Origin of the sequence: Parabacteroides distasonis, assembly GCF_004793765.1 — a bacterium.
GTDB lineage: Bacteria > Bacteroidota > Bacteroidia > Bacteroidales > Tannerellaceae > Parabacteroides > Parabacteroides distasonis_A.
Map to the genome: position 1 here is coordinate 34,411 of NZ_SRYM01000026.1, position 16,608 is coordinate 51,018.

Sequence of the window (16,608 nt, forward strand, 5' to 3'; positions counted from 1 at the left end):
ACGATGTCAGCAGCTTTTTATCAAGACGAAGTAAAATTCTATGTTGCCGTAGATTGTATCATTCTAGGGTTTAACAATAAGGAGTTGAATGTTTTATTATACAAACGTTCGTTCGAGCCGATGAAAGGACAGTGGTCCCTTATGGGAGGCTTCGTGAAATCCGGGGAAAGCGTAGATGAAGCAGCATCACGGGTATTAACGGATTGCACGGGTATCGAGCATCTTTTTATGGAACAAATAGGGGCTTACGGAGATGTATCGCGTGACTTAGGGGAACGGGTTATCTCCGTAGCTTACTATTCTTTGGTGAATATGAATGATTTTAACCCCGAGATCTTGGAAAGTCATAACGCTACTTGGACCAAGATATCCGAGCTTCCTGACTTGATTTTCGACCATAACCAAATGATAAACGATACGTTGTCTGTCCTTAAAAAGAAGGCGGCAAGCCGCCCTATCGGTTTCAATTTGCTTCCCGAGCAATTTACCTTGCCCCAACTACAGACATTGTATGAGGCCATCTACCAAACCCCTTTAGACAAACGGAACTTTCGCAAAAAGCTAAACGCCATGGATATTCTGGAGAAACTGGATATCAAAGACAAGAAAAGTTCTAAGCGAGGAGCTTTCCTCTACAAATTCAACGAGAAAAAATACAACAAATGGGTTGAACAGGGTTTCGACTTCTCGCTCTAATCCGAATGATGTGTACCCTCAAGAATAAGGCGCTAAGCGGGCTATCTTAAACAGCTCTCAATTTACCCAAAATATAAGAAGATAGAAGCTTTACTGAAAAGGAATTGTTTGATTGATATAACGGCTCTTACAAAGAGTTTGATTATCTTTGTATCGGATAATCAATTATTCCGTATCTGATTGATACACAAATAGCGAATGCTATGGTAGAAAGTTGTTGGTAACGATTTGGCGATTTCGAGATTGCACCAATCTTCTGCGTTCTGCTTTGTCAAACAACTCTGATACAAAAGTAGCCAAATTCCTTGATTGAGCAAAGAATTGGGCTACTTTTTCAGTTATAATCCCCTTTTATAGTTATAAATAGTCGTAATAGGTCATATTTCAGTCATAATTTATGGATTACGACTTCAGGAACCAAGTTCGACCTTCAGGAGTGATTAATCCTTTTTCTTTCATTTCTGAAAGAATGTTACCCAACATTCGCTCTTGTTGCTCATGTGTCTTATTTTGCGGCAGGACTTCTTTCAGATAATCGAATATGGCATCACGTTTTGCTCCTGTAGAACCTGCATTCTGCAAATACTGCAAAATCATTTGTTGAATTTTAGATTTGTCAAGACCTTTGTTACGTGTATATTCAGGTAATTGGTGTGTCTTCTTTGCTACATCAAGCGAAATACGATACTCAGAACTATCTCCTTCTAACAAGCCTCTTTCCAGTAGTGCCACTACATTGTCCTCCGAAATACGATGCCCTTTTTGTACGGCATCCAACAATATACAATCTTCCAATGTCAAAGTGTCATTTTCCTTTAAGAGTTTGGTATATTTCTCATTGATGGAATTACCATATATTTTCACACCGACCTCCTTATTCGTTGCATCTATTTCATAATCGGGCATTGGGAAATGGCGACGCCACTGCTCATTGAACATCTTCTTGATTCCTCTACTTACAGTGTCAATCATGTTGAAGTTTACCATTGCCCGGCAAAGACATTCATTTCTGAAATGTCGTTGTGGCCCTTTGGTTGCCAATGCTTTTTGCAGAGTGCCAGGAATGAAGCTACCTCCGTTTTCATAATACAGATAGCTCGGATTTTCTACAAAATTGATACGTTGTTGCAAGGTGTAATCTTGATGTGCAATGGCATTATGAAGTGCCTCACGAATCGTGTAGTCATCATATTGTTTCATTGTATCGGGGAATAATGTTCCTCCAGGCAGTTCTCTCATTGTCAGGTTACGAATCTTACCCAATATTTGATCCACAGTCAAAATGAAGGGAACCGTAAAATGTTCGTAATCCACTACCTCTTGATGTTCATCGCGTAATGTCCAAGTTACCTCCGCCATAGCTGGGCGAAGTTTAAAAACTGATACAGGTTTACCCAAAAGAATAATAGCAGCACGTGTCAATTTTCCATCAATCATGATACCGCTATTACAAAGCAATTCTTCTACCGACCATGCATCAATCTCTTCTGACGGGATTTTAGAAGCATGAACCTTTTTGAACATAACACGTGCCTTGGCAATAGCCAATTCGTCAAGGTCAGCCAGTGTAACGTTAAGGACAATCTCGGCAGACCAATCCTTTGCTTCAAATATCGGTTCTTCAAGAATAGCGGAAAGTCTTTCTTGAGTCATTTCCACTAACGAATCTTCCACTCGTTGCCATGCCTTCTTATGAGCATACACAGGACGGCGTGGGAGATGCTTAGGGATATGAATAACCCACACAACCTTTTGCGTGTCTTCCGTTATATATTCGCTGATGTCAAGCCCTTCTGAAGAAAGGTTTGTACAATGTTCAACTAATTTCCAAACAGCAGATTGTGCATTCAAGTTAAACTTCGTAAGGTCAGTACCCACAATTTCCAATGTTTGGTCCTGTACTCCAATTACAAGATGTCCACCCTCCATATTGGCAATGGCTGACACATAAGAGACAACATCATTTTTTTCGTCTCCAGCAAAGGAGTTTTTCAAATTCTTCATCTCTTTCCATTCACAACAGGCGTTCTCCTGTGGAAATTCGCGAAGTAAGTATTGTTGAAGTTCTTTTGAAGTCATAATTAATGCGATTTAAATTTTGACCAAAGATTTAGTGCTAAATTGCAAAATCCCCAAAATCCCCCTAATCCACCAATAATCTGAATGCTTTTTTGTATACATTTTGTTATATTGGGAAAACTTTGTAAAACTATTATTGCTGCTAATGCAACTATAATAGATATACACATCCAAATCCAACGCCTATTTATCTTATCCTTTTCTTCTTGTCTAATTTTCTCTAAATGCTGACTCTCTTGAATATCTGCAATCTGTTGGGATATATCAGATAATTGTCTTGATAAGTTCTTGTTGGCTTCTTGAAGTTCATTATTCTTCTGTATTTCAATCTTATGTTTATTATCTGTTTTCAGTTTATTGTTGCGTTCTGTTTCAATAATTGCATGTATATCCTTGTTAAACTTTTCAGGCTCAGAAATAGAACCATGCAATAACTTGTGAATCTTGATGGTAGATTCTTGAGATATAGAAGATAACAATATTTTATAGTCATCAGCAGATATATTTTGCAAAGATGAAACGACACTATCAAATTCGTTAATTAAATCCCTGCTAGGGTATTCTTCTGATAAAGTTTGCGCAATCAATTCGTTTAATCCAATTGAAGAAACCCTTCCTGATAATTTCTTAGGATTCTGTAAAAACAATAAACTCGTTAGTTCATCAGGCATAATGATTTCACCTATGTTGCCATTAACCTTCTTTGTAATGTTAAATTCACAAAGTTTTCTGTTGGCAGTTACAAACCAATAACTAGCCTTTTGTAGCAACTTTTTATTTGGATCATATTTGCGCTTTTCCCGAACATGTAAATATGCAACAACATCATGTACTGCAGAATGTTTTCTAAACCAAATTTCTTTTAATTGCGTTGCATCGTCAGTATTTGCAAATTTCTCAATATCAGATTCGGGAACCTTGTCTATATTAATTTTATAGTCTGTTTGTAGTAAATTATCCAAATTTCCATGCAAAGCGATAAGCCAAGTTTTATTTTTTCCTAAACGAACACATGCCTCATTAATTGTTGTCGTTGGATGATTCCTATCATAATTGTGTATAGCATTTTGTATATTAGTTTTTATCTCATCTAATGTTATGTCCATCAATCTGATATTGCCTCCAGTATCATGAATTAATTTAATTAATTCTTTTGTTGGAGGCGTATCTTCTGCTCTTTGCAAGTCTAAAAGTTCCAACACTATTTGGGTGTCAAGATAATACGATGTTCCTTTTTCTAATTTCGCCTCTAAATCAAAATCAGATTCTAAATATGACGCAATAACAGAACCTATAAAAATTTGTTTTGTAGCCTTATATAGGTTGTCATTATTTTGTTCTATGTATTGAAGGAAACGTACATGAGGCATAAAAGAAACTTCAGAACAATCTGTAATATCATTAACTCTTCCCGAAAGGAATGATGAGATTTTATTCTTATTCTTATTTATAAAATCTGAAAAGGACGGAATGTTGTTTATATTTTCTCCTTGTTCTTTGGCAAATATTTCAAATGCCTGTTGTAGTGCATTTGATTTGCGTCTCTCTACGTTATACGATTCTTCGATGTCGCAGAACGAGAATGATTTAAACGAGAATGAAAAATTATTACCATTTTCTATAATCTGAAAATCAAATTTTGTTTTATCCTTTCGAGACAAATCATTAACAACAGACTTTATAAGTTTACGAATAATTAGCAATGGCACATCAATTCCATATTCTGAGGATATCAAATTACATATGTCTTGGTCGCTACCAATAGTTTTGTTCTTAGCGTATAAAGACAATGCTCTTTTGCATATAGGAACATATACAGCACTATAAATATCTGTGCTATTTTCTGTTAAGGCTGCAAAAAAGGAATATGTTGTTAATAATTGTTCGCTCATAATACTGTATTTATTTAAAACTTTAATTTATAATTTTCCACCTACTCCCTTGAACTTCTCTACAAATGCTGCAATTAGCAAGAACACCTTATGCTTCTTGGTCAAGTACATAGGATTCAACGGACTCATCTTTGGTAAGATACTATTAAAGTCGGTTCCATTCTCACTAACAAACTCACGCTTTAAGGAAACAGTAATGTATCGCTTGGCTTCTTCTTCATTTAAGTTTTCAGAAGAAATTAACTCTGAGGCCTCTTGCTTCTGTTTACTTTGTGCATATTCAAAGAACGACTCAATAATACTAGCCTTATCAGTAATAGTGTCCAAGTCTGTATCGTTAATAAAATCAACGATAAGACTTTCCTTCGCTCTGTTACCTACACTTGCACGAATTACACCTCGTATCTCTTCAATCAATGCAGTTTTATCTTTGGTCTTATTATTCTTCTCGAAGATTAACTCCAGTATATAGTCCAAGTTTATCTCTTGAGATTTAAGTAGGTCAATCTCAAAGACAACGTCATCCCAATCAATCTTAGATTTTTCAGCAGCAGAACCATCCTTCTCACGTCTTAACCAATCTCTAATATCGTTATAAGTAGATTTGTAATCTTGAACGGCTCGTTCAGACAACATTTCTACCTGTTGCATTTCCTTAATATCCTCATCTGTTACGAAATATGTATTTTTAAATTCCTCAACAGCATTAGGATTGTCCAAGTCTATCCCTTGCAAAGCCTTAAGATGAGTATATTCATCATAGTTCTGCAAAATGTTCTCAATACGTAAGTACTCACCAAAGAGTTTAGAAAAATCTTTTTTATCTTGTTCTGTCTCTATCTTATCGACATCGGGGAATCTTTCATTTAACTCTTTTACAACCTCAATATATCCTCTACGGGCATCACCCGTAACAATATCCTTAAATCCTTCCAAATATTCTTTGTAACTCCTTTCGAGCACTACATTTCTAGTATTACTATCTCCAAATAGAGTTATAGCATCAATAGTGTGTTGCTCTAAATCTCTAAATGTAACGATATTACCGAATGTTTTTGTTGCATCAAAAATTCTATTCGTACGAGAGAAAGCCTGAATAAGTCCGTGATAACGTAAATTCTTATCAACAAATAAAGTATTAAGTGTTGGAGCATCAAAACCAGTAAGGAACATGCCAACAACAATGACAAGGTCTATTTCTTTTTTCTTTACTCGTTTGGCAAGATCTCTATAATAGTTCTGGAATTCTCTGCTATCAACCCCAAAACTTGTCTTAAACATAGCATTATAATCGTTAATGGCATTAGTCAAGAACTCTTTTGCACTAACATCCATTGCTGTAGGCTCAAAATTCTCATCCATAATTTCACCGATTGCCGATTGCTCTTCATTGGCCGCAAATGAAAAGATTGTTGCTATCTTCAATGGCTTTTCAGAGCCTTGCTGAAGGTTGTTTAATTCCTCATAATAACACTTAGCTACATCTACACTACTAACTGCAAACATCGCATTAAAACCCTTATTAGCACCTATACTTCGATGAGTTTTTATCTTGAAATTATCCAATATATATTGAGATATTTCTTTGATACGTGCAGGGTGAAGCAGTGCAGACTTGTTTTCTGCCGCACTTAACTTTTTTTCATTTTGTTCCGTTTCGATTCCCTTGAATCGAGGACGAACATTGTTATAATCGACCTTGAATTTTAAGACTTTTTCATCACGAATGGCATCTGTAATAACATACGAATGCAACTCTCTTCCGAACACACTCGCAGTGGTATCAGAGCCAAGTGCATTTTCTGGGAAGATTGGAGTTCCTGTAAATCCAAACTGATAGTATTTCTTAAACTTCTTCTTTAATTGCTTTTGCGCTTCACCAAACTGTGAGCGATGTGCTTCATCGAAGATAAAGACAACTTGTTTCTGATAAATGGGCAAATCGTTTTCGCTCTTCATCAGATTATTTAATTTCTGAATAGTGGTAACGATAATCTTGTTATCGTCTTTATCTATGTTTCGTTTCAGTCCGGCAGTGCTTTCTGAACCATTCACACTATCGGGAGAGAATCGCTGATACTCTTTCATCGTTTGATAGTCAAGATCTTTTCTATCAACAACAAAGAATACTTTGTCTATGAAATCGAGTTGAGTAGCCAACCTTGCAGCCTTAAAACTCGTAAGAGTCTTACCAGAACCTGTTGTATGCCAAATATATCCACCACCTTCTGTAGTAGACCATTTCTTTGCCTGATATGAACTCCTAATTTTCCATAGTATTCTCTCCGTTGCTGCAATCTGATATGGTCGCATTATCAACAATGTATTGTTTGAATCAAATACTGAATATGTTAGTATTACATTCAGCAGAGTATTCTTCTGAAAGAATGTTGCAGTAAAATCCTTCAAGTCTTTAATCAACGAATTGTTTGCTTTGGCCCAATTCATTGTAAAGTCAAAACTATTCTTGTTTCGTTCTACAGTATTGGCAAAATATCGGCTATCAGTGCCATTGGATATAACGAATAGCTGAATGTACTTATATAAAGAGTCCTTTGTGTTAAAACTCTCTTTTGAATAGCGATGTACTTGATTGAATGCTTCTCTAATCGCAACACCTCGCTTCTTCAACTCAACTTGAACCAAAGGTAGTCCATTAACCAAAATTGTCACATCATAACGGTTAAGATGTGACCCTTCTTGCACAAACTGCCTGATAACTTGAACCTTGTTTCTTGATAGATTCTGCTTGTCTACCAAATAGATATTTTTAATATGACCATCATCAAAGACAAAATCATAGATGTAATCATCTTGGATTTTTCTTGTTTTTTCGATGAGAGAATCGCTTGGTTTATCAAGATATTCTTCTAAATATCTCGCCCATTCGCTATCAGTAAATTCAACATCATTGAGTACTTGCAGTTGCGTTCTGACATTAGCAAACAATGCTTCAGGAGTATTTAAATCAGGTAAATATTCGTAACCCTGATTCCTTAAATCTTGAATAAACTCATGTTCAAGTGATGCCTCTGTTTGATACACAACAGAAGGCTCATTTAACACTGAATACTTTTCATACTCATCAAGTACGATAAAGTTGTTCGATTCTGCTATGGTGTTATAGTATGCCATTTTATTCTTCGGTATAATAATTATTATCGACAAGATGCTTCAAGAGCAATTTTAAAGTGTTTTTCTCAGGTTCTGTTGGCTCAGGAATTACCTCATTTGACAATGTGGAATGGCTCGTGAACTGAATAATCCTGTTATAATATGTCTTCTTGTCATCAGGTAACAAATCTGACCATTGTGGATAGCCTAAAAAGTTTGCGGTCTTTTCGTAAAGATTTCGAAGGAGCATGAAATGATACTTTTCAATCTTATTATCATCAACTGCTTCTTGGAGGACTGACCTCAAATACAAGTGGTATGAGAAACTCTTATTTGAATCTCCAAGTTTCCCATTCAACTCATATGTGCCATCGTCTTCTTTATCTAATAGATAGCAGCACTCGTTTCCCTGTCTATTTTTCTTCTTTAGCTCCAACTCATTGTATAGCACATTATAAAACAACGGATTATGAGTTGTAATGATAAACTTAATATCAGATTGACTCGACTTTATTAATTCTGCAATATTAACAGCAAGCTCTATTAGGTGATTCTCATCCAAAGAACTGACAGGGTCATCGATAAAAATATATTCCAACTCATCAAATTGATTAGTATCACGATTTGCAGGCTCTGACTCATTTAATGTATCTATAACTAATTTTATCAAGCTGAAAAAGACACACCAAATCAAACAACTTTCTTCTCCTTTGGAGATTTTAATATTGTCTATCGTATTATCATCTCCACGCTCTAATGAAAAAGAAATCTCATTGAAGTCTTTGTTAAAAGATGGAGTAAGTTTGTCATTCGTATAACGCTGAAAGTGCGTAATTATATTAGACTCTTGACCTTGATCTTTGAATATCCAATCTGTAAAACTGTTTGGGTGTATGATTAACTTTCTATTGGTATCTTCATGCAAATCATTATCCCAATAGAACAAATCTTCGGTAAAGGCATTATAGTAGAGAACTTTTAATGGCCTCTCTTCTTCTGTCTCTTCACCTTCAGTTTTGGGTGCAACCAACTCCTTAAACTCACGAGAAAGGCGAGTTTTTCCAACACCATTGAAGGCATAAATCAATTGTACCTTCTTATTGGCATCTTTAAGCGTTTGGGCAATTTCGGTCAATGTCTTTCCCATATCAAGCACTTAATTTATACTTTGGAAATGATAGTAGTTTATTTCTATAATATTCGTATTGTTCTTTTACTGCTGCTATTTCTGCTGGCAGCCCTTGTACTAGGTCGCTAACCAATGCTTCAAACTTATCAAGAATAGAAACTATACGCTCTTGTTCTGTTAGGGGAGGTATAGGTATCTCAAATTGTTCTAATTGTGATTGATGCAACCTAATGACTTTTGTCCCTGTAACTCTACTCCTTTTGTATTTTGCAAATGCATATGTTTGAAAATAATACGCTATGTATTTGGGATTTTGATCATGAGAAAAAGCTAGACTATCTCCACTAATACAAATTTCTTCATCCCCAAGCCAAGCAACACATTTGCAAACATCATCAATATTTTCACTTACGGTTGCAAATACCAAATCGCCATAGTGAGCTTTTTTGCACTTCTTGGCTGTTTCACTGTTTACATACGATTTGGTCTTTGTTGCAAATGTCCCATAGTGTGTATATATCTGACCATAATGAATACAAGGGATTCCACTTTCTGTAAAATCCTTTTTTTGCAAGCCATTGCCTCTTATGAATGTACCTAACTCACTCATTTTCATCCATATTACGCCTTGCCCCCCTATTTTGTTGAATGTCAGCAACTTATTTCGATAGTATTCATATTGCTCTTGTCTCGCTTGCAGCTCCGCTTGCAGCTCCGCTTGCAGCTCCGCTGCATATTCTGCGAAGCGGTCGAGAATGTTTGCAATTTCTTCTTGCACAACAAAAGGAGGAACTGGAATCTCAAAAGTTTCCATTAGTTTAGTAGAGCTTAAATTGGGTTGGGCTCCACCTCCAGCAAGTACATATAAAGTCCCTGTATTCGCAAGAAGTACATGATATAAGTATCTTCTTGATAGGATACCACTATGAGGCTTAAACTTTCCGATTCGTTGGTTTAAATATGAGATATCATCATAATTATAACATCCTATTTTTCCAGTCGTGGCACCTGACATTGCAATCAAAATATCTCCATTTTTGATTGAAAATTGTTCTAGGTCTGTTTTATAATCCTCTTTATAAAAATATTTAACATCATCTATATCAACAGTACGACCATTGATATTAGTTATACGTATAATCTTTTCTCCATCTTCTCTAAAAAGACTACTTCTAAAAGCAAAGCCATTCACAAAATCACATACCTCCCCAAGCTTCTTGTTTTTAACACCATTGGGGCAAAGTTCCTCTATCAATCTTTTCAACTTATTCATAGCTCATCCTCCTCTAATTCCGCGATGATTTTATTAATCTCTGTTCTCAATTCATTCTCTCGTGCCACAATCTTGCGGATGCGTTCATTGAGTTCCTTAATATTGGTTTCTTTTCGGGTCTCTTTTGCTTCTACATAACTACTGACGGATAGATTGTAATCATTTTCTGCAATCTGTTTGTTGTCAATAGATTTTGCAATAGCTTCTTTATCTTCTTTTCTATCAAAGATTTTTATAATCTCACTTATATGCTCCTCTTCAAGAACATTGTTATTTGTTCCTTTTTTATAAAACTTATTGCTGGTAGCATCAATAAATTGAGTCTTTGTATCTAATTTATGTTTAGATAAAACTAAGATGTTTACCGCAATCGTAGTTCCGTAGAATAGATTAGGTGCCAGTGCAATAACAGTCTCTACAAAGTTGTTATCTACCAAATATTTTCTAATCTTTTGCTCTGCACCTCCTCGATAGAAAATACCAGGGAAACATACTATCGCAGCTCTACCTTTGCTTGAAAGATAACTCAATGCGTGCAGTACAAAAGCGAAGTCCGCTTTTGACTTAGGGGCTAACACACCTGCAGGAGCAAATCGATCATCGTTAATCAGTGTTGGGTCATCAGAACCAATCCAATTTACGGAGTACGGAGGATTGGATACAATCGCATCAAAAGGCTTGTCATCGCCAAATTGAGGATCCATCAGAGTATTGCCCAGCGCAATGTTAAATTTGTCGTAGTTTATGTTATGCAGAAACATATTCATACGAGCAAGATTGTATGTAGTATGGTTAATCTCTTGACCAAAGAAACCTTCTTCAATAATATGCTCATCAAACTGTTTTTTCGCCTGCAACAATAATGAACCAGAGCCTGCAGCAGGGTCATAAATCTTATTTATGGAACTCTGGTTATGCATTGCCAAGCGCGCAATAAGATTTGATACACATTGAGGAGTAAAGAACTCACCACCTGATTTTCCAGCATTAGCAGCATAATTGTGTATCAAGAACTCATAGGCATCGCCAAACAAGTCGATATGATTGTCTTCAAAATTACCGAAGTTCAATCCTTCAACACCCTTTATAACAGCTGCCAAACGACTATTCTTATCCTCTACGGTATTTCCTAATCGAGTGCTTGTGGTATCAAAGTCTGCAAATAGGCCTTTGATGTCTCCCTCTGAATCATAACCAACCGCAGAACCCTCAATTGCTGTAAATATAGCTTTGAGGTCTGTGTTTAGATTTGGATTCTTGTTCGCTGTTTTAGCGATATTTACAAATAACTGACTTGGGTATATGAAATATCCTTTGGTCTTAATCGCATCGTCTTTAATTTCGGGAGTGATTATGCTATCAGGCAGATTAGCATAATCAACGCTCTCATCTCCACCTTCAATGTAATTCGAGAAATTCTCACTAATAAAACGGTAGAACAATGTACCAAGGACAAACTGCTTAAAGTCCCATCCATCAACCGCTCCACGTACTTCGTTGGCGATTTTCCATATCTGAGCCTGTAATAGAGCTCTTTGTGTATTGCTTGTCATAAAAACTTTCGATTTATACTTATGGTAGAGTTACGCTTTATTTATCAAATTCTGCACATCAACCTCCAATAAGGTCGCAATCTTTACTAATGTTGCCAAATCAGGTTGTGCCACATTGGAACACCATTTAGATACAGTTGACGGATTTTTACCTAATTGTTCTGCCAACCATTTGCCTGTTTTCTTCTTTTCGACAAGCACTATTTTAAGACGATTTATATCCTCCATTATAATCAATCTATTGAATTTAACGCAAATGTATTTATTTTATCGGGAATAAAAGAATAATAGCCAAGAAAAATTCCCAACTTACTAATTATCCCGACTTCGGAGGGATAAGTTCGCAGAATGCGGCAAGGTTTTCGGGAGTAACCCGAAAGGTTTTGAGTTATACAAAACATACCTTGCTGTGTCCAGAAGAATACAAGTCTAAAGTTTCAACTCTTGGCTTGTAATTGGGACTGCCATAACATAGGTAAGCAATATGGCGGTTGTCAAGTTTGTGGGCAATAAAGCTATACAGCCCGCATGTGTGCCTGCCGTATAGCCAGCAGGACAGCAAGCCGACCGGTCTGTGGCAAACATAGAATTGCTGTTTCTTTGAGGGAGGGATTCTTCCTTCTAAAAAAGAAACGGATAGCAGAGCTATCTATGCTCTACTATCCGTCTGAGTTTCCTGTTTCCCATCGGTCGGTCATCTCCTCTATGGGTACTTTACCTGTGCGACCTTGAAATATGCAAGTTTTTTCGGATCAATACATTCGAAGTATGAGAGGAAGATTGTTCCGAAAACGGCTTGCCGCTTGAACTTGCAGATTTCATAAGGTGTTCGCACATACCTTTGTAACCATAGAGGAATGAACGTATGATGGGAATTTCATACATGGGTACATTTGAATGTAGCATCATACCCACATCTATACGCATTTAGTTATGTCCATACTTATTTTCATTCATACATTCGTGCGTATGCACATTCAAAAACAGTACGCCGTTTCTTGGCTTGGTTGCGAGTTTGTTCATTACACACTCTCTAACCTTGTATGCTCCCAATGTATTTAGTCGAAAAGATAGAGCAACAATCATCAGGAGTGCATAAACATCTATGCTTATTCCATTGGATAATTTGATACATCTTTGTACCTCACATTCATCAAGGATTCCGCTTTTGTATATGGCTTTGATATTACCTCTTAAAATCGAATATTTGATACCGAACAGCTCAATCAATTCATTTGTGTTCATCCAAATGTCATTGTTCGTTGTGCTCGGGAAATGGATTCTTCCATATTCACCCATTGTTATGATGTTTCTTTCTTGTTTCATCGTTTCTTGGTTTTAGAGGTTGTTAAATGGCTTTACAAATAAAAGTCTCCAGCGATTCTATTTGCTTGGATAGATTCTCAATATCATTGTTTACCTTCTCGGCTGTAATCTTTGCATAAATTTGAGTGCTTCGTATGCTTGTATGCCCCATCAATTTGGATAGCGTTTCAATGGGCACTCCATTGGATAAGCAAATGGTCGTGGCGTATGAATGCCTGCTTTGATGGAAAGTGATAGGCTGTGCAAGGGAAAGCGAACAGGTAAAGATAAAATGTAAACCGTTTGAAATGAGCTGCATTTCTGTATTCTGCCAAGTAGAGAAAATGCAAATGATAACAGAATATTGAGGTTGTTCAGTTACCAAACCGTTAGCCGGGCAGTTACCGAAACGAAAATAGGTAACGGTAAGCGATGAAAAGAAATCCCCACCGTTTTGTTTGCACTCATACACAGTGTTTTGCATATCAAAGAACGCTTATATGGCAAGTAATTTTGCACTAAAAAGTATAAGCGTATGAAAGTAGAAAAATTCAAGGTGCTGCTCTACCTTAAAAAGAGCGAACCGGACAAGTCGGGCAAAGCCCCGATAATGGGAAGAATCACCGTGAACCGGAGTATGGCGCAGTTCAGTTGCAAGCTGTCCTGCAGACCGGAATTGTGGAATCCACGTGAAAGCCGTCTGAACGGCAAGAGCAAGGAAGCGGTGGAAAGCAATACCAGAATTGAGAAGCTGCTGTTGGCGGTAAACACGGCATTCGACAATCTTGTGGAGCGTAAGATTGATTTCGATGCCACCGATGTGAAAGACCTTTTCCAAGGAAGCATGGAAACACAAATGACCCTCATGAAAATGACAGATGCAATCTGTGACGACATTAAGGCACGTATCGGTATAGACCGGGCAAAGGGGACTTATCCCGGCTATCACTATATGCGGCTGACACTCGGGGTGTTCATCGAAACTAAGTACAAGGTCAAGGATCTGGCTTTCGGACAATTGACGGAACAGTTCATACACGACTATCAGGCCTTCGTCACGGAAGAGAAAGGCTATGCGATTGATACCGTACGCCACCACCTTGCCATCCTGAAGAAAATCTGCCGCCTTGCCTATAAGAAAGGGTATTCCGAGAAATGCCATTTTCAACATTTCGCCCTGCCCCGGCAATCGGAAAGGACACCACGTGCATTGAGCCGCGAATCGTTCGAAAGAATCCGTGACGTGGAGATACCTTCATACCGAAAGACGCACATACTGGCACGCGACCTTTTCCTGTTCGCCTGTTATACGGGCGTGTCATACGCTGATGTGGTTTCCATCACGGACGAGAACCTGCACACGGATGATAACGGAGCATTATGGCTGAAATACCGCCGGAAGAAAAACGAACATCGGGCGAGCGTGAAACTGCTTCCCGAAGCGTTGGCTCTGCTTGAAAAATACAGGGATGAAACCCGGGAGACGCTTTTTCCGATAATCCACCACCCGAACATGAAACGACACATGAAAGCGTTGGCTGCACTGGCAGGCATCAAGGATGATTTGTGCTACCATCAGGCGAGGCACAGTTTCGCTTCGCTGATTACGCTTGAAGCAGGTGTGCCGATAGAGACCATCAGCCGGATGCTGGGACATTCCGACATTTCCACAACACAAGTCTATGCCCGTGTCAGCCCGAAGAAACTTTTCGAGGACATGGACAAGTTCATAGAAGCCACCGAAGATTTTCAATTAGTTCTTTAATCCTTTAATACAGAAAACGATATGCGAAGCACATTTTCACTCTTGCCCTATATTAACCGCAACAAAGTAAAGGCTGACGGTACGACTGCCATACTCTGCCGTATAACCATTGACGGAAAACAGACCGTCATCAGTACGGGGATTTATTGCCGACCGGAAGAATGGAACAGCAAGAAAAACGAAATTAAATCCGTAAGGGAAAATAACCGCTTACGGGAATATTTGCGACTGACAGAGGAAGCCTACAATGAGATACTGAAATCACAAGGCGTGGTCAGTGCCGAGATGCTGAAAAACCACATATCCTTGAACAACATCCATCCGACCACTCTCCTGCAAATGGGGGAATGGGAAAGAGAACGGTTAAGGAAACATTCGGCAGAAATAGATTCAATTTCTTCCTACCGTCACTCCATGTACTATCAGAAGTATCTGACGGATTATCTTGCTTCTTTCGGGAAGAAAGACATCGCCCTTGAAGAGGTGACGGAGGATTTTGGAAAATCTTACAAGGCATATCTTAAGAAATGCAAGAATTTCGGGGCTTCCCAGACCAACAAATGCCTATGTTGGCTGAACCGTCTGCTTTATTTGGCTGTCGATAAAGAGATTATCCGTGTGAATCCCTGCGAGGACTTGGAATACGAGCCAAAGCCGGAAGCAAGGCACAAGTACATCAGCCGTGAAGAATTCAAGAAGATACTTTCCACACCGATGTATGACAAGCGGATGGAATTGGCAAGACGAGCTTTCATCTTCTCGACCCTGACGGGACTGGCGTATGTGGACATCAAACTTCTTCATCCCCACCATATCGGGACGAACGCTGATGGCAGGCGGTATATCCGCATCAACCGAAAAAAGACAAGGGTGGAGGCGTTCATACCCTTACATCCCATAGCGGAGCGGATATTGTCACTGTACAATACGACCGATGACGAGAAACCTGTGTTTCCTCTTCCCAACCGTGATGCCCTATGGTTTGAGGTTCACGAATTGGGAATAACCATAGGCAAAGAGGAAAATTTGAGCTATCATCAAAGTCGGCACAGTTTCGGAACATTTCTGATTTCGGCGGATATACCTATCGAAAGTATTGCCAAGATGATGGGGCATTCCAATATCCGGACGACACAGGGTTACGCACGGATAACTGATGATAAAATCTCAAAGGACATGGACAAGCTGATGGAACGCAGGAAAATACAATCTATCGGCGAAAAGACAGACAACAATAAGTAAACAGTATCAATTCAGTACATTATGGACAGAGGAATAATAACAATCAGTGAAACGGGTGTAGTCATTATGCCGACAGCACCCGTGTGGATGACACAATTTGAGATAGCCGACCTGTTCGGTGTGTTCTCATGCGATGTCCACAAGGCGATTCATACCATTTACAAGAACAAGGAACTGAACGAATTTGACACGATGAAGTATCTCAAGCAACCGGATGGCATCAGTTATGACGTTTATGATATTGAAATGGTTATAGCCGTTGCATTCAGGATATGCAGTAAAGAGAGTGTCTTGTTCAGACGGTTTATAATAAATGAAATTAGCACCATTAAGAAAGCTACGACGATTACACTATTAGTTGCCAGCGTCAGAGGTAATAACCGATGGTATAGTTGAGGTTCATTCCGTCAGCCACTCGTTCCCGATGCACGGATGCAAAGGTAGCGTATGGCTTGATGGTAGTGGCAAGGTCGGGCGGCAGAGCCGTTTCGGGCGGAATCTTCCCCCTGCGGAGCGTATTCAACCCGAAAACCTTGCCATTGCCTGCCATACGCTTGAAG

General features: G+C 38.3%; 14 protein-coding genes. 4 read left to right on the plus strand and 10 right to left on the minus strand.

Going from position 1 to position 16,608, the window contains the following annotated elements:
• The first annotated feature begins 3 nt into the window (after positions 1-3).
• Complete coding sequence (locus E5342_RS10480; RefSeq protein WP_121735276.1) at positions 4-696, plus strand: NUDIX hydrolase; 693 nt, start codon at positions 4-6, stop codon at positions 694-696.
• A 402-nt stretch (positions 697-1,098) separates the two neighbouring features.
• Here E5342_RS10480 and E5342_RS10485 read toward each other — a convergent pair whose 3' ends face one another.
• From E5342_RS10485 to E5342_RS10525, 9 genes are all read right to left on the minus strand, one after another.
• A complete protein-coding gene (locus E5342_RS10485) occupies positions 1,099-2,775 on the minus strand; it encodes an RNA-binding domain-containing protein (RefSeq protein WP_135959337.1) in 1,677 nt (558 codons plus the stop codon).
• Between the two features lie 2 nt (positions 2,776-2,777).
• On the minus strand, positions 2,778-4,667 hold the full coding sequence (locus E5342_RS10490; RefSeq protein ID WP_065539601.1) for a hypothetical protein: 1,890 nt from the start codon (positions 4,665-4,667) through the stop codon (positions 2,778-2,780).
• A 27-nt stretch (positions 4,668-4,694) separates the two neighbouring features.
• Complete coding sequence (locus E5342_RS10495) at positions 4,695-7,802, minus strand: type I restriction endonuclease subunit R (protein WP_065540468.1); 3,108 nt, start codon at positions 7,800-7,802, stop codon at positions 4,695-4,697.
• Between the two features lies 1 nt (position 7,803).
• On the minus strand, positions 7,804-8,928 hold the full coding sequence (locus E5342_RS10500) for an AAA family ATPase (RefSeq protein WP_121735273.1): 1,125 nt from the start codon (positions 8,926-8,928) through the stop codon (positions 7,804-7,806).
• A 1-nt stretch (position 8,929) separates the two neighbouring features.
• The gene (locus E5342_RS10505) at positions 8,930-10,183 is read right to left on the minus strand and encodes a restriction endonuclease subunit S (protein ID WP_135959338.1); all 1,254 of its coding nucleotides are present in this window, start codon (positions 10,181-10,183) and stop codon (positions 8,930-8,932) included.
• Positions 10,180-11,736: a type I restriction-modification system subunit M gene (locus E5342_RS10510; RefSeq protein WP_065539598.1), complete on the minus strand. Its 1,557-nt coding sequence runs from the start codon at positions 11,734-11,736 to the stop codon at positions 10,180-10,182. The genes E5342_RS10505 and E5342_RS10510 overlap by 4 nt, the downstream gene beginning before the upstream one ends.
• Positions 11,737-11,766: 30 nt before the next feature.
• The gene (locus E5342_RS10515; protein ID WP_065539597.1) at positions 11,767-11,964 is read right to left on the minus strand and encodes a helix-turn-helix transcriptional regulator; all 198 of its coding nucleotides are present in this window, start codon (positions 11,962-11,964) and stop codon (positions 11,767-11,769) included.
• 699 nt (positions 11,965-12,663) lie between these two features.
• Positions 12,664-13,062, minus strand: coding sequence for a hypothetical protein (locus E5342_RS10520; protein WP_065539596.1), 399 nt, complete (start codon positions 13,060-13,062; stop codon positions 12,664-12,666).
• Positions 13,063-13,084: 22 nt separating this feature from the next.
• On the minus strand, positions 13,085-13,525 hold the full coding sequence (locus tag E5342_RS10525) for a tyrosine-type recombinase/integrase (protein WP_135959339.1): 441 nt from the start codon (positions 13,523-13,525) through the stop codon (positions 13,085-13,087).
• A gap of 51 nt (positions 13,526-13,576) precedes the next feature.
• On the opposite strand from E5342_RS10525, the gene E5342_RS10530 reads away from it, so the two are divergent.
• The 3 genes from E5342_RS10530 to E5342_RS10540 are packed head-to-tail and all read left to right on the plus strand — an operon-like array spanning position 13,577 to position 16,444.
• Complete coding sequence (locus E5342_RS10530; RefSeq protein ID WP_135959340.1) at positions 13,577-14,806, plus strand: site-specific integrase; 1,230 nt, start codon at positions 13,577-13,579, stop codon at positions 14,804-14,806.
• Between the two features lie 21 nt (positions 14,807-14,827).
• The gene (locus E5342_RS10535) at positions 14,828-16,048 is read left to right on the plus strand and encodes a site-specific integrase (protein ID WP_135959341.1); all 1,221 of its coding nucleotides are present in this window, start codon (positions 14,828-14,830) and stop codon (positions 16,046-16,048) included.
• Between the two features lie 21 nt (positions 16,049-16,069).
• Entirely contained in the window at positions 16,070-16,444 is a 375-nt protein-coding gene (locus E5342_RS10540; protein WP_121773769.1) for a hypothetical protein, read from the plus strand.
• On the opposite strand, the gene E5342_RS10545 is transcribed toward E5342_RS10540, so the two are convergent.
• A partial coding sequence (locus tag E5342_RS10545) for a hypothetical protein (protein ID WP_432707220.1) occupies positions 16,416-16,608 on the minus strand: 193 nt, incomplete at its 5' end. The two genes, E5342_RS10540 and E5342_RS10545, sit on opposite strands and share 29 nt — an antisense overlap.